The sequence below is a fragment of the Rhodanobacter sp. FW101-FHT13A11 genome (assembly GCF_058790335.1).
On record NZ_JBYTCN010000002.1, the window covers coordinates 26,403 to 46,732 of the forward strand.

The window sequence follows — 20,330 nt, forward strand, 5'->3', positions numbered from 1 at the left end:
AAGGAGTTATGCTGGACGGGCGATCACGCCAGGAGCTTCCCGCCATGACCACGGTCTCCGGCAAGACGAAAAACGGGTTCGACTACGCAGGCGATTACGAGCAGGCGAGTGCCGGCCGCGTCATCTGGACGGCGACGTTCCGCCGCGACGGCGATTACGCCGGCATGCGGCATGGCTGCCTCTATGGCATGCAGGATGTCGCGCCGGCGGCGCTCGACGACCTGGTGAAGGCCGATGTCGAGTCGACCTGGACCAACGCGACCTGACCGGCGCTTGCCCCGGCCACGCCGCGTCTCCCGCGCCGGGTGTGTCGAACGGCACGTGCTGTAGTCGATAATGTCCGCTCTTTCGACTGCCGGGCATGACCGTGACTGACCATCGGCAGCCGTTGCTGCTGCTCCCCGGATTCCTGTGCGACGAAGACCTGTGGCGCGACCAGCTGGCGGGCCTGGCCGACGTCGCCGACTGCCGGGTGGCCGACCTGGGCCATGCCGACAGCATCGCCGCGCTGGCGCAGCAGGTGCTGGCGACGGCGCCGCCGCGCTTTGCGCTGGCCGGCTTCTCGTTCGGCGGCTACGTCGCCCAGGAAATCGCCCGGCAGGCGTCGCCGCGCATCGAACGGCTGGCGCTGCTCGATACCTCGTTCCACGCCGATACGCCCGAGCGCATCGCGCAGCGCCGGGCGGCCAACCGCACGGTCAGCCTGCCCGGGAAGTTCCGCGGCATGACCGAGCAGCTGCTGCCGAGCTTCGTGGCGCCGGCGCGGCTGCACGATGCGGCGCTGGCGCAGCGGATCAACGCGATGACCTTGCGCCAGGGCCGCGAGGTGTTCATCCGGCAGAACGCGATGCTGCGCGAGGATGGCGCCGCGGTGTTGCGCGGACTGGCCTGCCCGGTGCTGGTGCTGTGCGGCCGGCTGGACGCGCTCACGCCGCTGCCGCTGCACGAGGCGATGGCGGCGCTGATGCCGCAGGCAAAGTTGGTGGTGGTCGAGGACAGCGGCCACTTGAGTCCGATGGAGCAGCCCGCGGCGGTCACCGGGGCGATGCGGGCATGGCTGTCGGCGTAGGCCGGCTGTCACCGGCGCCGGACCACGGCGCGTGTTCCGGACCGGGGGCCACGGGTTTCCGGGTCCGCCGCGGGAGAGCATGTCGATGATCGGTTTGCGCGTTCGAACGGTATCCGACAAGGCCTTCGCCGTCGGGCTCGGGCTGAAGGGCCTCGACGGCATCGGCGAGGTCGTCGGCGGACTCTGGCTGCTGCTGCTCGGGCCGCTGCGGTTGCAGGCCTGGATCGGCGCGCTGATCGCGCCGGAATTGCGCCAGGATCCCGACGACATCATCGCGACGCACATCCTGCATTGGGCCGCGCAGTTCGACCAGGGCTCGGTGCTGTTCGCGGCGATCTACCTGCTGTCCCACGGCGTGGCGAAACTGGTGGTGATCGTGGAGATCCTGCGCGGCAGGCTGTGGGCCTACCCGGGCCTGATCTGGCTGACCGCCGCGTTTGCCGCCTACCAGGTCTACCACATGGCCGTGGCCGGCCCCTCGTTCGCGTTCGTGGCCTTGACCCTGTTCGACCTGCTGATCATCGCGCTCACCGTGGTGGAGTACCGCAAGCTGCGGCATCACGCCGGCGGCTGAGCGGAGCTGCCGCAGCGGTGCGGGCGGAGCACGCGTCGCGGCTGCATGGCTTTAGTCATGGGCGATGCCTTCGCGAATTGGTTAGGATCGGGGCTTTACCCGACGAGATACGCACCCATGAAGCATCCTCTCGCCCTGACCCTGGCCATCGCGCTGTCCGGCTCCGTGGCCGCCTGCTCCGACGCCGGCTCCGACAAGAAGAACGCCGCCGCGCCGCAGGCGCGAGCCAGCGCGGCGGTGGCCGTCGCCGGCAATCCGTTCTTCAGCGAAAGCCCGCTGCCGCTGCACTACCCGCAGTTCGACAAGATCAGGGACAGCGACTTCGCGCCCGGCTTCGACCGCGGCATGGCCGAACACCTCAAGGAAGTCCAGGCGGTCGCCGCCGCCGCCGAGGCGCCCACGTTCGACAACACCATCGTGGCGCTGGAGAAATCCGGGCAGATCCTCAGCCGCACCTCGACCGCGTTCTTCAGCCTGGTCGGCGTGGACATCAACGACGCGCGCAAGGCGATCCAGGCCGAATACGCGCCGAAGCTGGCGGCGCACCGCGACGCGATCTCGTTGAACCCGAAGCTGTTCGCGCGCATCCAGCAGCTGTACGACACGCGCGACAGCCTGGGCCTGGACGCCGAGGGCGTGCGCCTGGTCGAGCGCTACCACACCGACTTCGTGCGCGCCGGCGCCAGGTTGTCCGACGCCGACAAGGCGCACCTGAAGGAGATCAACGGCGAGCTGGCGAAGCTGGGCACCCGGTTCAGCCAGAATGTGCTGGCCGAGGTGAACGACTCCGCCCTGGTGGTCGACACGAAGGAAGAGCTGGCCGGCCTCACCGACGAGCAGATCGGCGCCGCCGCGGCCGCCGCGAGGGCGAAGGGACTGGACGGCAAGTACGTGATCGCCCTGCTCAACACCACCGGGCAACCAGCGGAAGCCCAATTGCAGAACCGTGCCCTGCGCCAGCGCCTGCATGAGGCGTCGGTTGCGCGCGGCAGCCGCGGCAACGCGTACGACAACACCGCGATCGTGTCGCAGGTACTGAAGCTGCGCGCCGAGAAGGCGACGATGCTCGGCTATCCCACCTACGCCGCCTATGTGCTGGCCGACGAGACCGCGAAGACGCCCGAAGCGGTCAACGCCATGCTGACCCGGCTGGCGCCGCCGGCGGTGGCCAACGCGAAGCGCGAGGGCGCGGCGATCCAGGCCCTGATCGACAAGGAGCAGGCGGCGAAGGGCGGGCCCGCGTTCGCGCTGCAGCCGTGGGACTGGGCGTACTACACCGAGAAGGTGCGCGCCGAGAAGTACGACTTCGACGAGAGCCAGCTCAAGCCCTACCTGGAGATGAAGAACGTGCTGGAGAACGGCGTGTTCTACGCCGCCGGCCAGCTCTACGGGCTCAGCTTCAGGCAGCGCACCGACCTGCCGGTCTACAACCCCGACGTGCTGGTGTACGACGTGTACAACGCGGATGGCAGCCAGCTGGCGATCTTCCTCGCCGACATGTACGCGCGGCCGTCCAAGCGCGGCGGCGCGTGGATGAACTCCTACGTGCAGCAGTCCGCGCTGACCGGCAACCTGCCGGTGGTGGCCAACCACCTCAACATCACCAAGCCGGCCAGCGGCCCGACCCTGCTGACCTGGACCGAGGTGAACACGATGTTCCACGAATTCGGCCATGCGCTGCACGGCATGTTCTCGAACGTGAAGTACCCGTACTTCAGCGGCACCAGCGTGCCGCGCGACTTCGTCGAGTTCCCCTCGCAGGTGAACGAGATGTGGGCCGACTGGCCCAGCGTGCTGGCGAACTACGCGAAGCACCACCAGACCGGGGCGCCGATGCCGAAGGCGCTGCTGGACAAGGTGCTGGCCGCCTCGAAGTTCAACCAGGGCTTCACCACCACCGAGTACCTCGGCTCGGCGATGCTCGACCAGAGCTGGCACCGGATCGGCGCGGACAAGATCCCCGACGCCGCCGGCGTGATGGCGTTCGAGGCCGCCGCGCTGAAGGCGAACGGCACCGACTACGCGCCGGTGCCGCCGCGCTACCGCACGCCGTACTTCAGCCACATCATGGGCGGCTACGCGGCCGGCTACTACGCCTACATCTGGTCGGAGGTGCTGGACGCGAACACGGTCGAGTGGATCAAGGCGAACGGCGGCCTCACCCGCGCCAACGGCGACCGCTTCCGCGCCACCCTGCTCTCGCAGGGCGGCAGCAAGGACGCGCTGCAGCTGTTCCGCGATTTCGCCGGGCACGAGCCGCAAATCGAGCCGCTGCTGAAGCGTCGCGGGCTGGATGCCGCGGCCGACTGATCCGGAACCGTCCGTTGGAAACGAAGCCGCCCGGAGCGATCCGGGCGGTTTTTTTTTGCATCCGGTCACACCAGGATCGCCTTCCGGGAATCCGCCGGCGATCGAAGAGCGGTGCAGGTGGCTGCCATCGGATTGCCCCAAGTGATTCATTGAACTGCCCCAGCCATTCAAGAAGAATCCGGTGCAGGAACCCGCTCCATCGCCTACATTTGCCGCGACAAGGACGTCCATGCATCGTCTCCCGGGCCTCGACCTGCTGCGCGCCATCGCCATCGTCTGGGTGATGTTGTTCCACTCGTACATCGTCGGCGGGCTCGGCCCCGACTTCGCCTGGCTGTCGCGCTACGGGTGGGCCGGGGTGGACATCTTCTTCGTGCTCAGCGGCTTGCTGATCGGCAGCCAGGTGCTGCGGCCGTTGCAGCGCGGCGAGCGGCTGTCGTTTCGCGGGTTCTACGCGCGGCGGGCCTGGCGCATCCTGCCGGCGTTTGCGGTGGTGCTGGCGCTGTACGTGTTTTTCCCCGCGCTGCGTGAAGCGCCGGGGTTGCAGCCGTGGTGGCAGTTCGCCACGTTTACGCTGAACCTGCTGATCGACTACACGCACAACCAGGCGTTCTCGCACGCGTGGTCGCTGTGCGTGGAGGAGCACTTTTACCTGGTCTTTCCGCTGCTGGCGTGGTGGCTGACGCGGTGGCCGTCGACGTGGAAGTGCCTGGGCGTGTGCGTGGGCGTGGTGGTGCTCGGCATCGTCCTGCGCAGCGCGGTATGGCTGCACGACGCGGCGATCGATCCGCCGCGCAACTGGTTCATCGAGGACATCTACTACCCGACCTGGATGCGCCTGGACGGCTTGCTGGCGGGCGTGCTGCTGGCGGCGTTGCGGGTCTTCCGGCCACAGGCCTGGACGCGGTGGCAGGCGCGCTCGAACGCCGTGCTGCTGGGCGGCCTGGCGATGTCGTGCCTCGCGTTCTGGCTGTTCCGCGAGCGCACCGGACTGCTCGCCAATGCGCTGGGCTGGCCGCTGCTGTCGTTCGGCTTCGGCCTGCTGGTATTTGCTGGCGCAGACCGGCACAGCCTGATCGGCCGCTGGCGCGTGCCGGGCGCGGGCTGGCTGGCCGCGGTTTCCTACAGCCTCTACCTCAGCCACAAGATCGCCTTCCATCTGGTGCAGGTGACGTTCGGCGCCGCGTTGCAGGGACAGCGCGCGCTCGCTTTCGCCACCTATGCGCTGGCCGTACTGCTGCTGGGCGCGGCGCTGCATTACCTGGTCGAGCGCCCGTTCCTGCGACTGCGCGAACGCGGCAAGGCCGGCGCGAATCCGCTCGCCGAGAACCGCAGCCCGGCCTGCGGCGCCGGCTACTGACTCGACAGGCCAGCGGCCTCAGTGCACGTAGTTGAGCGCCACTGCCGGGGTGACCGTGGTGGCGGTGCCGTGGCCGCCGGTGATCACGCGCACGCCCACCAGCATGCCCACGCGGGCGTTCCAGTTGTACTCGACCGCCGGCGCGAAACCGAACGCCGTGCTGGTGCCGGAATCGCTGCGCAGGGGTGAGGTTGTCTGCGCGCTGCCGGGAAGCGCGACGCCGCCGCGCACGCGAGTGGCGCTGTCGTGGCGGTAGGTGAGGTCGAGCGCGAGCACCCAGCGCTGGCTCAGGCTGTATTCCCACGCCGCGTTGACGAAGAAGGAACGGCCGGGCCGGGCGCTGCCGCGGAAGCCGTCGGGCGTGCCGTAGACGCTGACGTCCTCGACCTCCGCCGTACCGGAAAACGACTGCGCCACGTTGAAGCGCATGCGCAGGATGCGGCCGTTGCCCAGCCAGAAGTACGTTTGCGTGTTGAGCTGCAGCGTGGTGGTGCGGGCGCCGCCGCCGAGGCCGTCGGCGGGGCGGTTGCCCAGCCGGTCGTACTTGCCGGTGGGCAGCGTTTCCTGCAGCTGCAGCGAGATCGCGGGAAGCCAGCTGCCCTCGTGGAACTGGGTCAGCCGGTACTGCGCCTGCACGCTGACGTCGCCGAAGCCCACGCCGGAACTGCCGGGGCCGCCATCCACCCGGTTGTAGCCCAGCACCGGCACCAGCCCCACGGTGAGCCGGTCGGTGAGTCCGTACAGCATGTAGGTGAGCGAGCCGTAGCCGTCCGCATGCGCCGAGTGCACGTCGTACAGGTAGGGCTCGACCAGGACGTGGCCGCGCGGCAGCGTCGCCGCCGAGTTGGCCAGCATCGGCCCGGTCCACCATGCATCGTCCAGCGACTGGCGTGGTGCCGGCGCGCTCTGCGGGTACGCCGCCTGCAACGGCAACGCGATGCCCAGCACGCCGCACAGCAGCAGGATCCGGCGGCCGCCGGGCCGGTTCTTGATGATCGGTCCCGCCCTGCCTTTCCCCACACGCATGCGTCGTTCTCCCTGCCACTGATCTTCGATTGCCCGGACCGTCGCCGCCGCATGCGGTGCACCGCCGTCCCTGCCGGGAGGACGCACAGCATGCTTTCGATGAACGGGGTGCGACACCCCGTTTTTTGCCATGCCATGCGCGGCGGGCCGGCCGCGACGGCGCGCGGTCGACGGCGCAGGATACATCGGCCGCCGGGGCGTGCCGGTTGCATTGGCGGGGCCGTGGCGACACGCTGTGGTGCATGCACCCACAGGATCGGCCCATGACGATGAAATCCCTGCTGCCCCTTGCCCTGTGCGGATGGTCGGTCCTGTTCGTCGCCACGGCGGCGGCGGCCCGGCCCGATGCGCAGAAGACCCGCGCCTACATCGACCACGCGTGGACCACGCTGACCCGCTCGATGGACGACTGCTCGGCGCTGGGCGACAGCAAGGTGGGCACGCGGCCGCTGCTGTACCTGCCGGCAAACCTGCCCGCGCCGCCGGCACTGGCCGCGATGCAGGCGCATTGCCGCGTCGAGGTGCAGGTGCTGCCGCGGGCGATCGGCGAGCTGGGCGACATCGCCCCGGCCACGCTGCCACGGCAGGGCCTGCTCTACCTGCCGCATCCGTACGTGGTGCCGGGCGGCTTCTTCAACGAGATGTACGGCTGGGACAGCTACTTCATCGTGCTCGGCCTGCTGGCCGACCACCGCACGGCGCTGGCGCGCGACATGGTCGACAACGCGCTGTTCGAGGTGCAGTACTACGGCGCGGTGCTCAACGCGAACCGCAGCTACTACCTCACCCGTGCGCAGCCGCCGTTCCTCGGCGCGATGATGCGCGCGCTGCTGGACGACCCGGCCAGCTTCAAGGACCAGGCCGCCGCGCGTGCGTGGCTGCAGCAGGCGTACCCGCTGGCGGTGCGCGACCACGCCACGTGGACGCGCAGGGAACACCTGGCCGGCGACACCGGGCTGGCCCGCTACTACGACTACGGCGGCGCCGCGCCGGTGCTGGAGATGCGTGACAGCAGTTACCTGCGCGGCGTGATCGACTGGCTGATCGCGCACCCGTCGGAGGATCCCGGCTACCTGGTCAAGGCCTCCGAACATCCCGACGCGGCGGAAGTCGTGCGACTCAAGGCCACCAGCTGCGACGTCGAGGCCTCGAAAGTCTGCGCCGGCGCTTGGTCGAAAGGCTATCGCCTGAGCGCCGACTACTACCTGGGCGACCGCGCGATGCGCGAGTCGGGTTTCGACACCACCTTCCGCATGGGCCCGTTCGGCGGCTCCACCCACCACTACGCGCCGGTGGATCTGAACAGCCTGCTGTACCGCTACGAGCGCGACCTGCACGACTTCGCCGTGCAGCTGGGGCGCACGGCGGATGCCGCGCACTGGGCCGATGTCGCCGCAGCGCGGCGCGCGGCGATCGACAAGTACCTGTGGCGCGCCGACCAGGGCATGTACATGGACTACGACTTCGTGCGCGGCAAGCCGTCCGGTTACCGCTTCGTCGCCACCTACTACCCGCTGTGGGCCGGCGCGGCCTCGCCGCAGCAGGCCGCGGCGCTGCGCGGCAGGCTCGGTGTTTTCGAGCGCAAGGGCGGCCTGCAGACCAGCGACCACGCCAGCGGCGCGCAGTGGGATGCGCCGTTCGGCTGGGCGCCGACCAACTGGCTGGCGGCGGCCGGGCTGGACGCCTACGGCTTCGGCGACGACGCCCGCCGCATCGCGCGCGAATTCACCGTGACCATCGACCGCAGCCTCGCCGCCGACGGCACCATCCGCGAGAAATACAACATGGCCAGCGGCAACGCCGACGTGAAGATCAGCGCCGGCTACACCGCCAACGTGATCGGTTTCGGCTGGAGCAACGGCGTGTACCTGAAGATGCAGGCGCTGTTGCAGGAGCGCACCGGAGGGCCGGTAAGGGGCGCCGGCGAGCGCAGCGACAGCGCGCTCGACGGCGGGTCACGCCGCTGACGCGGACTCAGGGTGCGGCGAGGCTCGCGGTCATGGCGCGTCCGCTGCTGCACTTGAGGTACGGCGAAGCGCCCAGCCAGCGCGCATCGGGATAGTAGGAGAACACGTACTGGCCGCCCTTGAGGGCGTCGATCAGCGGCCGCGCGATCGCGGTGCGCACGGCCGGGCAGCCGTAGCTGCGCCCGATGCGGCCCTGCTGGCGGGCGAGCGCGGGGTTGACGTAGGACGCGCCGTGGATCACCAGCGCGCGCTCCAGTGCATGGTCGTTGGTGCCCGGTTCGAGGCCTTCCATGCGCAGCGAGTAGCCGTTGTGGCCGGCGTAGGTGCCCAGCGTGCGGAACAGGCCCAGGCTGGACTGCAGGCTCTCCGGCATGTTCGAGAACCTCGTCGCCAGGTTCTCGCCGGTGTTGCGGCCGTGCGCCACCAGCTCGTGGTACAGCAGCTTGCGCCGGGCCAGGTCGAACACCCACAGCCGCGGCTCGGTGGAAGGTTTCGAGTAGTCGATCACCGCCAGCCGGTCGGACGGCGGCTGGCCTTGTGCGGCGGCGCATTCGGTGGCGGCGAGCGCGAGGCCGATCACCTTTGGGTTTGCGTTCGGGGCGAGCTTGCTGAGTGCGTCCTGCAGCGACGGCGTGGCGGCGTGGGCCGCGGCGAAGCAGGCAGCGAGAAGCAGGGTCAGGGTGGCGACGGGGCGCAGGAGTCGGCTCATCGGAACGGCTGGGCGTGGGCGTCATCGGACACAATGCCGTCCATGCTAGCAGCGCCTCGTTAAGAACCCGTCGGCCGCGGCCGCATGCGCCGGTCGTTTGCGCCGGCGGGATGCTGTGTTATCACAGCAGGCCATACTCGAACAGGATCGTGTCGTGCCGCCCATCCGTTGCCGTTTCCTGCAGGCCCTCGCCCTGTTGATGCTGGTGCTGGCGGGCGCGCTGCATGCGCAGTCCGCGGTCGAGCAGCCGTTGAGTCCGGTGGCCGAGCAGATCCGCGAACGGGTCGAGCAGTGGCGCGTCGCGCATGCCGACGGGGATGCCGCCACGACGCCCGGCCACGTGGTGGCCGCTTTCTACGAGCAGAACCGGTTCGCGCCGGCGTGGACGCGCCCGGGCGACCTCGACCAGCTGCTTTCCGCGCTGCGCGACGTGGCCGGCGACGGTCTCGATCCGGAAGACTACGGATTGACCGAGCTGCAGCGCCGGCGCGCCGTGCTGGCCGATCCGCAGGCCGCGCCGGCGCAGCGCGCGCAGTTCGACGTGCTGGCCACCGATGCATGCCTGGCCGCGCTGCTGCACCTGTATCGCGGCAAGGTCGACCCCGCCACGCTCGACACGCACTGGAACTACGACCCGCGCCAGCTCGACCAGGCGCAGGGCCTGAAGGCCGTGCGCGATGCGCTGGCCCAGGGCACGATCGGCGACCTGTTCGCGCGCGCGCGGCCGCAGCATCCGCTGTACGGCCAGCTGCGCACGGCGCTGGCGAAGCTGCGCGAGGTGGCGGCGCAGGGCGGCTGGCCCACGATCGCGGACGGCCCCACGCTGAAGCCGGGCAGCCACGATGCGCGCGTGCCGGCGCTGCGCCAGCGGCTGCAGCGGGGCGGCTATCTGGTGGGCGAGGGCGCGGACGACCTGTACGACCCGGCGCTCGAGGCCGCGCTGAAGCAGTTCCAGCGCGAACAGTACCTGGCCGCGGACGGCCACCTGGGCAAGGCCACCCTGGCCGCGCTGAACGTGCCGGTCGCGGCGCGGATCGACCAACTGCGCGTGAACCTGGAGCGCGCGCGCTGGCTGCTGTACCAGCTGCAGGGCGATTTCGTGGTGGTCGACATCGCCGGCTACCAGGTCGCCTACTACAAGGACGGCAAGCCGGTGTGGCGTTCGCGCGTGCAGGTGGGCAAGCCGTACCGCAGCACGCCGGTGTTCAAGTCGAAGATCACCTACCTCACGCTCAACCCGACCTGGACGGTGCCGCCGACCATCCTGAAGAACGACATCCTGCCGAAGCTGCGCAAGAACCGCGGCTACCTCGACGCCAACCGCATCCGCGTGCTGGACAGCCAGGGCCGCGAGCTGTCGCCGGCCAGCGTGAACTGGGCCAACCCGCGCGGCATCGTGCTGCGCCAGGATGCCGGCCCGGGCAATTCGCTGGGCCGGCTGGTGATCCGCTTCCCGAACGACTACGCGGTCTACCTGCACGACACCCCGCACCAGGAGCTGTTCGCCAACGAGCAGCGCGCGAACAGCTCCGGCTGCATCCGGGTGGAGCGCCCGCGCGAACTGGCCGAGCTGCTGCTGGACGATCCGGTGCGCTGGAACCGCGCGGGGATCGACCGCGCGATCGACACGCTGAAGACGCAGACCGTGATGCTGCGCGAACCGGTGACGCTGCTGCTGGCGTACTGGACGGTGGACCTGCGCGAGGATGGCCGGGTCGGCTTCCGCCCCGACGTGTACCAGCGCGATCCGCCGCTGCTCGCCGCACTGCAACGCCCGCGCGTGTCGCCGTGGCAGTCGGCGGCCGCGCCGCAGCCCTGAAGCAAAAAAGGCCGCGCCGGCGGGAAGAGCCGGGCGCGGCCAAGGCTTGAACCGATCCACTGCCAATGCATCGGGTGCCGGCGACGGAGCGATCCGCAGCGGCCCGCGCAGTCTGGCGGGGGCGCGTCTCACGGATCGGGACGGGCTTGATCCCGGTCGCCCTGACCGGGATCAGGGCGACCGGGCGGCGCGGCCGTCACCATCGCCGCCGGCGGGCGCCCGCGCCCGTTCCGACCCGTCGTCCGCAACCCTGCTTGAGGAGAAACCCCGATGCTGTTCCAGGTGAAGGAGCTTGCCGGCCACGCCGGCGCCGTGGTCGCCGCCGTGCTCGCGCTCGAACCCAACGCGAAGGTCGCCTGCGATCCCGCCGCCGGGCAGATCGACGTGGACGCGCCGCTGACTTCCGGCCAGATCATCGCCGCGCTGCAGGCCGCCGGCTACGCGGCCGAGCGCCTGTCCGAGCCGCGGCAGATCCACGTCAGCGGCGGCAGCACGTGCTGCGGCAGCTGCTCATGACGCGCTGACGTCGTCCGCGCCGCGCGGCCGCGCACGCGGCTTGCGCGGCCCCGGCGCGGAGCGGCGGCCCTGCGCCGCGTCGATCGCGTCGATCCAGCCCGCACGCGCCTGCGGGAACGCGTCCGCGTAGGGCACGTACGGCTTGATGTCGAGGATCGGCGTGCCATCGAGCAGGTCCACCCCGCGCACCCGCAGCGCGCCTTCCTCCACCGCCACCAGTTCCACCGCCGACAGCCCGAGCGCGTTCGGCCGGTGCGGCGAGCGCGTCGCCAGCACGCTGCGCTTGCCGCCGCCGCGCGGCGGGCGCACCTCGGCCTTCCAGCCCTCGCTGCGGTGGAAGGCGAACAGCAGCCAGATCCGCTCGAAGCCGGCGAGGTCGCGGAACGCCGCCGCGGGGAAGCCCGCCACGAACTCGACCACCGCTTCGGCCGCCGCCCCGGTCTCGGTGCCGGCCACCACGGTGGGCTGGTGCGGCGCGTCGATGCGCGCCGCATACGGCGAGCGCACGAAGGCGATCGGATGGCAGCAGAAGGTGCCGGAGGTATCGTGCATGGCGGTCATGTGCGGCATTATCCACCCTCGCACCGCCTCTCCACGGTTCCGCGAACCGTTCCCCGCCGAGGACGACATGAAATTTCTCGTGATGATCTACTGCGACGACGCCTTGCTGGACGCGCTGCCGGACGGCGAGTTCGACCGCATGATGCGCGGCTGCCTCCACCACGCCGACGCCTTGCAGGCCGACGGCTGCCTGCTCGGCTCGCAGCAGCTGGAACACCCGGCCACGGCGCGCACCCTGCGCGTGCGCGGCCAGCGCAGCAGCGTCGTCGACGGTCCGTTCGCCGAAACCAAGGAGTACCTGGGCGGGTTCAACCTGATCGAGGCCGCCGACATGGACGAGGCGCTGCGCATCGCCGCGGAATTCCCGTGGGCGCGCACCGGCGCGATCGAAGTCCGCCCGGTGCGCGACATGGATGCCGTCAGGCGGCGGGTGGGCGCGTGAGCATGCGCGACGACGGCGATTTCGAAGACAGCCCGGACTTCGACGACGAGGACGACTCGGTCGAGGCGAAGGTCTGGCAGTTGCTGCTGCTGATCAACCCCGGCGACGAGGAGGGCGCGCTGCAGCAGTTCGCCGACTACCGCGAGGCGGTGGCGGACGGCGACGAGGCCGAGCCGGTCGAGCTGGTCGGGCGGGTGATCGACTGGCGCTCCGGCTTCATGGTCGACGCGGGCGATCTGTGCACGCTGGTGCAGGCGCTGGACGAACTGGTCGCGCGCTGGAACCTGTCGATCGACTGGGGCGGCGATCCGGACGACGACGACTTCTTCGACGACATGGACGCGTCCGGGCTGCTCTCGATCGCCTACGACCGCCTGGCCGAATCCGGCTACACCCTGTGGCTGTGGGAAGCCGACGGCGACCGGCAGGCGGGCTGGATGACGCTCGCCCGCGACAGCGAGCCGATGCGCGAACTGGCCACGGCGCTGCACATCAACCTGCGCCTCGGCAGCGACGCCGGCTGACGGCGGAACCCACGGGAACGGAACAACCATGCTGCAATTGATCGGCTTCGACGGCGACGACACGCTGTGGCACAGCGAGGGCTACTACCGCCAGGCCAGCGAGGCGTTCGCCGCGATCATGGGGCGCTACGTGGACCTGGGCGACCGGCACGTGCACGACAGCATGCTGGCCACCGAGCAGCGCAACCTCCAGCTGTTCGGCTACGGCGCCAAGGGCATGGCGCTGTCGATGGTGGAAACCGCGATCGCGATCAGCGAAGGCCGCGTCAGCGCCGCCGACATCCATCGCCTGGTCGAACTGGGCAAGGCGGTGCTGCAGCATCCGGTGGAGCTGCTGCCGGGCATCCGCGAGGCGGTCGAGGCGGTGGCCGCGAAGTACGAAGTGGTGCTGATCACCAAGGGCGACCTGTTCCACCAGGAGAAGAAGGTGGCCGAGTCGGGCCTGGCCGACCTGTTCCGCCGCATCGAGATCGTCTCGGAGAAGAACGCCGCCACCTACCGCCGCGTGCTGGGCGAGTTCGCGCTGCAGCCGGCGCAGTTCGCGATGGTCGGCAACTCGCTGCGCTCGGACATCGAGCCGGTGCTGCGGCTGGGCGGCTGGGGCGTGCACCTGCCGTACCACGTGACCTGGGCGCACGAGCTGGAGAACGGCCTGGATGCCGACGAGCCGCGCCTGCTCACGGTGGATGCGCCGGCGGCGATCCCGGCGGCGGTGGAACGCTTGCGGGAACTCGCCGCGGCCTAGGAGCCTGAGCGGTAGAAATCTTCCGGGCTGCAAATCCGACTGCGCGGTCCATCTTTCCGCCACTTCTTGGCCCATAGAACCGCTATGGGCCGGCGAAGCGTCGAAAAGCTGTCCTCGCGCAGTCGAATTTTCGCCTCGGAAATTTCTACCGCCCAGGCTCCTAGTCGTCGAAGCCGGTGTAGCCCTCGGGGAAGATCGGCGTGCCGTCCGCTTCCAGGCCCAGCATGTCGGCCAGCGCCTTGGCGGCGGCGGCCTCGGCGATGCCCTTGTCGCGGAAGCTGCGGTTTTCGCAGATCGCGTAGTACACCGGGAAGCCGTGGCGGCGCGGGGTGACCGCCAGCCACGCCGCGTAGCGCGAGCCTTCCAGCGTGGCGCCGGAGCGGGCAAGGTAGTCGTTGAACTCGCGCTCGGCCATGGGCGACGGCTCCGGTCGGAAAGTGTGCAGTGTATAGCGCGCCGCGCTTGCCTCATCATGGCGCGATGACCGCCGACCACCTGCCGCCGCCGCGCATCGTGCTGGACACCAATGTGTGCCTGGACCTGTTCGTGTTCCGCGAGCCGCAGTCCGCGGCGCTGCATGTGGCGATGCAGGACGGCACGATCGAGGCGGTGACGCGCGCCGATTGCCGCGCCGAATGGCTGCGCGTGCTGCACTATCCGCAGCTGCCGGTTACCGACGCCGCCCGCCCGGCGATCGAGGCGGCGTTCGATGCGCTGGTGCGCTGCCTGCCGGACGAACTGGCCACGGCACCGGCCGATGCGCCGTTGCCGCGTTGCGCCGACCCGGACGACCAGAAGTTCCTGGAACTGGCGCAGGCATCGGGCGCGCGCTGGCTGGTCAGCAAGGACAACGAACTGCTGAAGTTGGCCCCGCGCTGCGCGCGCGATGCGCTGTTCTGGATCGGCCTGCCGCAGGCGTGGTCGCTGCGCAAGGGGTAAGAGCCTGAACAGGCTCCCGGCGTCGCATCGCCGCCGGTACGCCGCCGTGGTGTACTTGGGTGCCCGCCTGTCGAGACGCACCCGTGCTCACGTCACACATCATCGACTGCCCGTATTGCGGCGAGCCGATCGAGATCCTGGTCGACGCCTCGATCCCCAGCCAGCAGTACATCGAGGACTGCCAGGTGTGCTGCCGCCCGATCACGCTCAGCGTGGAGATCGATGCGGACGGCGAGCCGCAGGTGCGCGCCTCCGGCGAGAACGACGCCTGAAGTTCAGGCGCCCGGCAGTGCCGTCGATGCGACGATGCCGATGCCTTGTGCCTGCAACGTGGCGCGCGTGGCCTCGTCACTGGTCGGCGTGACCGGGCGGCTCAAGTCCCACAGCACGCTGGCGCGGAAGCCCAGTGACTGCGCGTCCTGCGCGGTCCACAGCACGCACACGTCGCGCGCCAGCCCGCACACGAACACCTCGTCCACGCCGCGCTCGCGCAGCCAGCCGGCCAGGCCGGTGCTGGGACGCGCGCCGTGTGGGCCATGGTTTTCGCGGAAGCCGCTGTAGGAATCCACGGCGCCGTCGCTGCCCTTGCGGATCACCGCGTCCAGCGCCGACCAGTCGATGCCCGGGTGCAGTGCGGCGCCAGGCGTGCCCTGCACGCAATGCTCCGGCCACAGCGTCTGCGGCTGGCCGTACAGCGTGATCTGTTCGAACGGCGCGCGGCCGGGGTGCGAGCCGGCGAACGAGACGTGCCCGCGCGGGTGCCAGTCCTGGGTGGCCACCACGTGGCGGAAGCGGCGCTGGCGCAACAGTGCGTCGATGCCCGGCACGATCGCGTCGCCCTCGTGGCAGGCCAGCGCGCCGCCGGGCATGAAGTCCGGCTGCACGTCGACCAGGATCAGTGCGCTGCGCGGCGAGAGTGGCTGGTTCATGGGCTGGCTTGCGCGGATACTCCGACGGAGTCTAGCGCGCGGCGTGCCCTCAGCGGCGATGTCCCATAATGCGTGATGCAGTGGCAACACGGTCCAGGGGTGCGCGATGCAGTACGACCAGTCATGGATGGGTTACGGGATCGTCGGCGGGATCCAGGCCGGCCTGATCTCGGCGGCGGCAGGGCTGCTGCTGTTTTTCGTGTTCCACTGGCTGGGCCGGCGCAACGGCTGGGGCTGGGGCCGCAGATCGGCTGGTCGTTCCTGCTGGCGACCGCGCTGACCGCCAGCGGCGACCTGTGGAACCTGTTCTATTTCAATTATGGCCAGCTGCAGTCGCTGCAGCTGCTGAAGGTGAAGCTGGCCGAGGTGCACGACCCGGACCACATCGGCCTGCGCGCACTGTGCGAATTGCTGGGCGTGGCGCTGGGCATCTACCTGGGCTGGGCGCTGTGCAGCGGCGACTGGCGCCGGCGCTTCGGCGGACGCGGTTAGGCGTCCAGCGCGCCGGCGCGGCCGGTCGCGCTCGCGGCCATCAGGCTAGGCAGCGGGGCGAACCGGCGCATGGCGGGTACTCCGGGCCGGCGGGCTACAGCAGCGGGTCGAACAATCGTGCCACATGCATCGCCACCCGGCCCAGGTAGGGCGTGTCGCGGTATTCGCGCTCGTCGATGGCCTTCGCGCGCTCGAAGTCCGCGTTGAGCATCGCTGCGACTTCGGCGGCGAAGGCATGGTCGACGGCGAGGGCGGCGACCTCGAAGTTGAGCCGGAACGAGCGGCTGTCCAGGTTCAGGCTGCCGATCGCGGCGGTGTCGCGGTCGATCAGCAGCGCCTTCTGGTGCAGGAAGCCGGGCTGGTAGCGGAACACCCGGATGCCGGCGCGCACGGCGGTGTAGGCGTGCAGGGTGGAGGCGAGGAACACGGTGCGGTGGTCGGGTTGCGAGGGGATCAGGATGCGCACGTCCACCCCGCGCAGCACCGCCAGCTGCAGCGCCGCGCGCACCGCATGGTCGGGCACGAAGTACGGCGTGCTCAGCCACACGCGCTGGCGCGCCGCGTTGATCGCGGCGGTGAAGAACAGCGAGCCGGTTTCCTGCGGATCGGCCGGGCCGCTGGCCACCACCAGCGCACTGGCGTCGCCATCGGCGGGCGGCGCGGGCGGCAGCGGCGGCGATGCGCCGGTGATCCATCGCCAGTCCTCGGCGAACAACTGCTGCAGGTCGGCCACCGCCGGCCCGCGCAGTTCCAGCTGGGTGTCGCGCCACGGCGCCAGCGGCGGTTTCAGGCCCAGGTATTCGTCGCCCACGTTGAGCCCGCCGACGAAGCCGCGCGCGCCGTCCACCACCACGATCTTGCGGTGGTTGCGGAAGTTCAGCTGCAGGCGGTTGCGCCAGCGGTGGGTGGCGAAGCGGTGGATCGCCACGCCGCCGCCGCGCAGTTCGTCGACGTAGCGCTGCGGCAGGGCGTGGCTGCCGATGCCGTCGAACAGCACGTACACGCGCACGCCGGCCGCGGCGCGATCCAGCAGCACCTGCTGCAGGCGCCGGCCCAGCGCGTCGTCGTGGATGATGAAGAACTGCACCAGCAGGCAATGTTCGGCCGCGGCCATCGCCGCCAGCATGGCGTCGAAGGCCGCGGCGCCGTCGATCAGCAGGCGCAAGCGGTGGCCGCTGCGGAACGGCCGGCCCTGCAGCGCGCTGATCGACGCGTAGCGGGCGCAGGCCGGGTCGGCCGACGGCGCGACGCCCGTGGCCGATGGGTGCGGTTGCAGATGCCTGATCCGATAGCCGCGGAAGCGGCTGGAACCGAGGTAGAGGTACGGCAGCAGGGTGACGTACGGCAGCAGCAGCAGGCCCAGGGTCCAGCCGATCGCCCCTTGCGGCGTGCGCGTGTGCATCACCGCATGCATCGCCGCGAGCATGCCCAGCAGGTGCAGCAGGACGACGCAGGCGGCGATCATCGCGGGTAACCGGATATCACGGCCGGGCGCTCAGTCGCCCAGCAGCCGGTCGGCGAGGTTGCGCGCCTGCTGGCAGATCTCCGGCATCGCGGTGGATTCCCACAGCGTGCCGCGCAACAGGCTGCCGATGGCGAACAGGTGGGGCCAGTGCTGGCCGTCGTGCTGCAGGCGGCCGTCCGCGCTCGCCGTCACGCCGAGGCCGAGCGGATCGGGCACGATGTGCGCGTTGGTGAGCAGCTGGCTGACCAGCCGGTGGTTGCTGCGGCGCACGTCGGTATCCAGGCCGACGGTCTGGATCACCAGGTCGGCGTCAAGCAGCCGGGTCGTGCCGGCATGGCTCACGCTCAGTTGCAGCGCGTCGCCGGCGACGTCCACCGCGTGCACGCGCCCGCGCCGGCGTTGCAGCCGGCCCTCCTGCTCCAGCGCGGCGATGGTTTCGCGCACCTGCGGCGGCATGCGGTGGCGCACGCGTTCCCATGCCCAGCGCGCGTGGCGCATGAAGCGCGCGCGCTGCTCCGCCGACAGCTCGGCCCACAGGCCGGGCAGGTGCGGCCGCAGGCTGTCGATGACGGGACGCCATTCGGTGCCTTCCTGCGCGATCGTCTCGCGCAGCAGGTGCATCCAGCGGCGGATCTCCGGCGCATCGCGCATCGCCTCGACCAGTTCGGCGCCGTCGCCGGCAGGCGTGCCGGCAGCGTGCAGGTGCGCCTCGGGCAGCAGGCCGTGGCGCGAAACCGCGACGAATTCGGCCTGCGGCCAGCATGCGGACAGTTCCAGCACCACGTCGACCGCGGTCAGTCCCAGGCCGATGATCACCACCCGGCGCGGCGGCGGTTGCCGCTCGTCGAGCCGGGCCAGCAGGCGCCATGGATCGACCTCGTAGCGGCCGCTGGCCAGCGCGGCAGCGCCGACCGCGGCCAGCGGCTGCGGCGGCAGCGCGCCCAGCGCCAGCACGGCCGCATCCGCCCGGTGGCTTTCCTCGCCATGGATCACGGTGACGCCGCCCGGCTCGGGCACCAGCGCATCGACCGCGAACGGGACGATGTTGACGTCGTGCCCGTGCAGCTTGCCCTGTTGCAGTGCGCGCGTCACCTCGGCCTCCAGGTAATCGCCGTAGCGGCGGCGCGGCAGGAAGTCGGTGCCGGCGATGGCGGGGTCGTCGCGCTGCACGAAGTCCAGGAAGCCGCGCGGCCTGCCGGCGAACATGCTCATCGAGGCCGCGCGCACGTTCAGCAGATGGCGGTCCGAGGCGGTGCCGTAGGCCACCCCGCGCGCAGGAGTGCCGCCGCCGGTGAACCAGTCCAGGTGCAGCGGCTGCGGCGATGCACGCTCCAGCAACTCGCTGAGCAGGGTGGCGGCGGCGGCACCGCCGCCGATGATGGCGACCCGTCGATACATGGGATTCCCTGTGCGTCTGGTGTCGTGCGGATCAGCCGTGCAGGCGGCCGGCAATGGCGCTGCGTCGTAGCTGCGGCGCGCTCCATTGCCCGGTGGGCTCGGCCCGCTCGTAGGCGAAGTACTCGGCCAGGTTGCCGCCGTAGACGTGGAGCGACAGCGCCGTCTCGTGCCGCGACAGGTTGCGGCAGCGGTGCGCGTGGTGGCGGTCGCCCTCGAACCAGGTGCCGTCGCCGGGGCCGAGCCAGTCGCGGCCACGCAGGCGCAGGTCGCCGGTGGCGGCGTCGCGGAGGTACGAATGCACCTCCAGCGCACCTACCAGGGTCATTTCCAGACCCCACAACCCGGCATGGTCGTGTACCGGGGTGACGTGGTTCGGCGGCCACGCCAGCACCAGCACGCTGACCGGCGGCTTGCCGCGCTCGGCCAGCAGCCAGCGTTCGAAGCCATGCTGGCGGGTGCGCAACGAGGTCAGCCGGGTGGACAGCGCCAACGCATCCTGATGCACCACGCGTCCCAGTTCGCGCGCCATCAAGGCGAGGTCCGGCTGCGCGGTGGTGTGCTCCAGCGCGATCGTGCGCAGGGAATTCAGGATGTTCTTGTGCTTGCCCATGCTTGAAACCCGGCAGGGTGAGTGGGCGCCAGTGGAGCATGCGTATCGTTAAAGACACGTAAGCCGAGGGCCGCCGGGCAGGCCCCCGCACAGGCCGGCGAAGGCGTGGTTTCCGCCATGGCGGAAAGGCCCGGTTGGTATCGCCGGCCGGGCCCCTGCGCCTGGATCGTCATTCGCGCAGGCTGAACGCCACCGGCACCCGCGCCCAGGCACGCACGGCCCGGCCGTCCACCACCGCAGGCTGGAACAGCCAGCCGGCCAGCACCTGCTCGACCGCGCTGCGATCGAGCAGGAGGTAGCCGCTGCCATGTTCCACCAGCACCTGCACCGGTTTGCCGTTCTCGTCCACCAGCACCCGCAGCATCACGGTGCCCTGCATGCGCTGCTGCAGGGCGCGGGTGGGGAAGTGCAGCGGTGCCGAGCGGTAGGCGAGGGTAGCCTCGACCGGCGTTGTTCCGGTCGCGCTGCCGGCCGCGTCGCCGGCGGGCTGCAGGGTGGGTGTGCCGACCGGTGGCGCAGCGAGCCTGCCTTCGTCACTGGGCACGACGGCCGGCGTGGTGACCGGCAGCGGCCGCGGGTGGACGACGACCGGCGCCGCCGGCGGATGCGGCCGCGGCAGCATTTCGATCGGTGGCGTGGGTATCGGCGGCGGCGGATCGATGAAACGGACCAGCTGCGCCGGAACCAGCGACTGCGGCAGCCGCAACGGCGTCGGCGCAGTGGGTCGCGAGGCGACCAGGATCACAGCAAGATTGAGGGCGACCGCGACGCTGATGGCGGCGATGCGGGCACGGTCGGGGTGGGTGCGACGGAATACGGCCAGGCTGGCGGACGACATGGGCGACCTCCTGACATCGTTGGGGTTGTCGCGGCGC

23 protein-coding genes are annotated in these 20,330 nt (G+C 70.5%); 14 read left to right on the plus strand and 9 right to left on the minus strand.

What is annotated here, in order from left to right:
- The first annotated feature begins 44 nt into the window (after positions 1 to 44).
- From AC3WRN_RS02615 to AC3WRN_RS02635, 5 genes are all read left to right on the plus strand, one after another.
- Positions 45 to 266 carry a TonB-dependent receptor gene (locus AC3WRN_RS02615; RefSeq protein WP_492621777.1) on the plus strand — a complete coding sequence of 74 codons (222 nt, stop codon included), beginning with the start codon at positions 45 to 47 and terminating at the stop codon, positions 264 to 266.
- A gap of 101 nt (positions 267 to 367) precedes the next feature.
- Positions 368 to 1,069, plus strand: a complete 702-nt coding sequence (locus AC3WRN_RS02620) for an alpha/beta fold hydrolase (RefSeq protein ID WP_492622034.1) — start codon at positions 368 to 370, stop codon at positions 1,067 to 1,069.
- A 79-nt stretch (positions 1,070 to 1,148) separates the two neighbouring features.
- Positions 1,149 to 1,643 carry a DUF2127 domain-containing protein gene (locus AC3WRN_RS02625; RefSeq protein WP_492621778.1) on the plus strand — a complete coding sequence of 165 codons (495 nt, stop codon included), beginning with the start codon at positions 1,149 to 1,151 and terminating at the stop codon, positions 1,641 to 1,643.
- A 117-nt stretch (positions 1,644 to 1,760) separates the two neighbouring features.
- Positions 1,761 to 3,953, plus strand: a complete 2,193-nt coding sequence (locus tag AC3WRN_RS02630) for a M3 family metallopeptidase (protein ID WP_492621779.1) — start codon at positions 1,761 to 1,763, stop codon at positions 3,951 to 3,953.
- Between the two features lie 229 nt (positions 3,954 to 4,182).
- Positions 4,183 to 5,313 (plus strand): acyltransferase family protein, encoded by a 1,131-nt coding sequence (locus AC3WRN_RS02635; RefSeq protein WP_492621780.1) that lies wholly within the window; start codon positions 4,183 to 4,185, stop codon positions 5,311 to 5,313.
- An 18-nt stretch (positions 5,314 to 5,331) separates the two neighbouring features.
- On the opposite strand, the gene AC3WRN_RS02640 is transcribed toward AC3WRN_RS02635, so the two are convergent.
- Positions 5,332 to 6,339, minus strand: coding sequence for a transporter (locus tag AC3WRN_RS02640; protein ID WP_492621781.1), 1,008 nt, complete (start codon positions 6,337 to 6,339; stop codon positions 5,332 to 5,334).
- Positions 6,340 to 6,602: 263 nt separating this feature from the next.
- Here AC3WRN_RS02640 and AC3WRN_RS02645 point away from each other — a divergent pair, with 263 nt between their 5' ends.
- A complete protein-coding gene (locus AC3WRN_RS02645; protein ID WP_492621782.1) occupies positions 6,603 to 8,306 on the plus strand; it encodes a trehalase family glycosidase in 1,704 nt (567 codons plus the stop codon).
- Between the two features lie 7 nt (positions 8,307 to 8,313).
- Here AC3WRN_RS02645 and AC3WRN_RS02650 read toward each other — a convergent pair whose 3' ends face one another.
- On the minus strand, positions 8,314 to 9,015 hold the full coding sequence (locus tag AC3WRN_RS02650; protein WP_492621783.1) for a murein L,D-transpeptidase catalytic domain family protein: 702 nt from the start codon (positions 9,013 to 9,015) through the stop codon (positions 8,314 to 8,316).
- A gap of 154 nt (positions 9,016 to 9,169) precedes the next feature.
- Here AC3WRN_RS02650 and AC3WRN_RS02655 point away from each other — a divergent pair, with 154 nt between their 5' ends.
- Both AC3WRN_RS02655 and AC3WRN_RS02660 read left to right on the plus strand, forming a co-directional pair.
- Entirely contained in the window at positions 9,170 to 10,834 is a 1,665-nt protein-coding gene (locus tag AC3WRN_RS02655; protein ID WP_492621784.1) for a L,D-transpeptidase family protein, read from the plus strand.
- 270 nt (positions 10,835 to 11,104) lie between these two features.
- Entirely contained in the window at positions 11,105 to 11,350 is a 246-nt protein-coding gene (locus AC3WRN_RS02660) for a hypothetical protein (protein WP_068097138.1), read from the plus strand.
- Here AC3WRN_RS02660 and tsaA read toward each other — a convergent pair.
- The gene (tsaA, locus tag AC3WRN_RS02665) at positions 11,345 to 11,911 is read right to left on the minus strand and encodes a tRNA (N6-threonylcarbamoyladenosine(37)-N6)-methyltransferase TrmO (RefSeq protein ID WP_492621785.1); all 567 of its coding nucleotides are present in this window, start codon (positions 11,909 to 11,911) and stop codon (positions 11,345 to 11,347) included. The genes AC3WRN_RS02660 and tsaA overlap by 6 nt on opposite strands.
- A 67-nt stretch (positions 11,912 to 11,978) precedes the next feature.
- Here tsaA and AC3WRN_RS02670 point away from each other — a divergent pair, with 67 nt between their 5' ends.
- From AC3WRN_RS02670 to AC3WRN_RS02680, 3 genes are read left to right on the plus strand one after another with little or no spacing between them, the layout of a single operon-like run.
- Entirely contained in the window at positions 11,979 to 12,353 is a 375-nt protein-coding gene (locus tag AC3WRN_RS02670) for a YciI family protein (protein ID WP_068097141.1), read from the plus strand.
- Positions 12,354 to 12,355: 2 nt separating this feature from the next.
- Entirely contained in the window at positions 12,356 to 12,877 is a 522-nt protein-coding gene (locus AC3WRN_RS02675; protein WP_492622035.1) for a DUF6630 family protein, read from the plus strand.
- Between the two features lie 28 nt (positions 12,878 to 12,905).
- The gene (locus AC3WRN_RS02680; RefSeq protein ID WP_492621786.1) at positions 12,906 to 13,622 is read left to right on the plus strand and encodes an HAD family hydrolase; all 717 of its coding nucleotides are present in this window, start codon (positions 12,906 to 12,908) and stop codon (positions 13,620 to 13,622) included.
- Between the two features lie 160 nt (positions 13,623 to 13,782).
- Here AC3WRN_RS02680 and AC3WRN_RS02685 read toward each other — a convergent pair whose 3' ends face one another.
- Positions 13,783 to 14,037 (minus strand): hypothetical protein, encoded by a 255-nt coding sequence (locus AC3WRN_RS02685; protein WP_068097149.1) that lies wholly within the window; start codon positions 14,035 to 14,037, stop codon positions 13,783 to 13,785.
- Between the two features lie 65 nt (positions 14,038 to 14,102).
- Here AC3WRN_RS02685 and AC3WRN_RS02690 point away from each other — a divergent pair, with 65 nt between their 5' ends.
- Positions 14,103 to 14,561, plus strand: coding sequence for a putative toxin-antitoxin system toxin component, PIN family (locus tag AC3WRN_RS02690; RefSeq protein ID WP_068097152.1), 459 nt, complete (start codon positions 14,103 to 14,105; stop codon positions 14,559 to 14,561).
- A gap of 83 nt (positions 14,562 to 14,644) precedes the next feature.
- Complete coding sequence (locus tag AC3WRN_RS02695; RefSeq protein ID WP_492621787.1) at positions 14,645 to 14,833, plus strand: CPXCG motif-containing cysteine-rich protein; 189 nt, start codon at positions 14,645 to 14,647, stop codon at positions 14,831 to 14,833.
- Between the two features lie 3 nt (positions 14,834 to 14,836).
- On the opposite strand, the gene pncA is transcribed toward AC3WRN_RS02695, so the two are convergent.
- Positions 14,837 to 15,490 (minus strand): bifunctional nicotinamidase/pyrazinamidase, encoded by a 654-nt coding sequence (gene pncA, locus AC3WRN_RS02700; protein WP_492621788.1) that lies wholly within the window; start codon positions 15,488 to 15,490, stop codon positions 14,837 to 14,839.
- A 123-nt stretch (positions 15,491 to 15,613) separates the two neighbouring features.
- On the opposite strand from pncA, the gene AC3WRN_RS02705 reads away from it, so the two are divergent.
- Positions 15,614 to 15,982 (plus strand): hypothetical protein, encoded by a 369-nt coding sequence (locus AC3WRN_RS02705; RefSeq protein WP_492621789.1) that lies wholly within the window; start codon positions 15,614 to 15,616, stop codon positions 15,980 to 15,982.
- Positions 15,983 to 16,076: 94 nt separating this feature from the next.
- Here AC3WRN_RS02705 and cls read toward each other — a convergent pair whose 3' ends face one another.
- The 4 genes from cls to AC3WRN_RS02725 form a co-directional block, all read right to left on the minus strand.
- Positions 16,077 to 17,447, minus strand: a complete 1,371-nt coding sequence (cls, locus tag AC3WRN_RS02710; RefSeq protein ID WP_492621790.1) for a cardiolipin synthase — start codon at positions 17,445 to 17,447, stop codon at positions 16,077 to 16,079.
- Between the two features lie 30 nt (positions 17,448 to 17,477).
- Positions 17,478 to 18,845, minus strand: coding sequence for an FAD/NAD(P)-binding protein (locus AC3WRN_RS02715; RefSeq protein ID WP_492621791.1), 1,368 nt, complete (start codon positions 18,843 to 18,845; stop codon positions 17,478 to 17,480).
- Positions 18,846 to 18,876: 31 nt separating this feature from the next.
- Positions 18,877 to 19,455: a cysteine dioxygenase gene (locus AC3WRN_RS02720; RefSeq protein WP_492621792.1), complete on the minus strand. Its 579-nt coding sequence runs from the start codon at positions 19,453 to 19,455 to the stop codon at positions 18,877 to 18,879.
- 169 nt (positions 19,456 to 19,624) lie between these two features.
- Positions 19,625 to 20,293, minus strand: a complete 669-nt coding sequence (locus AC3WRN_RS02725) for an energy transducer TonB (protein WP_492621793.1) — start codon at positions 20,291 to 20,293, stop codon at positions 19,625 to 19,627.
- Positions 20,294 to 20,330: the final 37 nt, after the last annotated feature.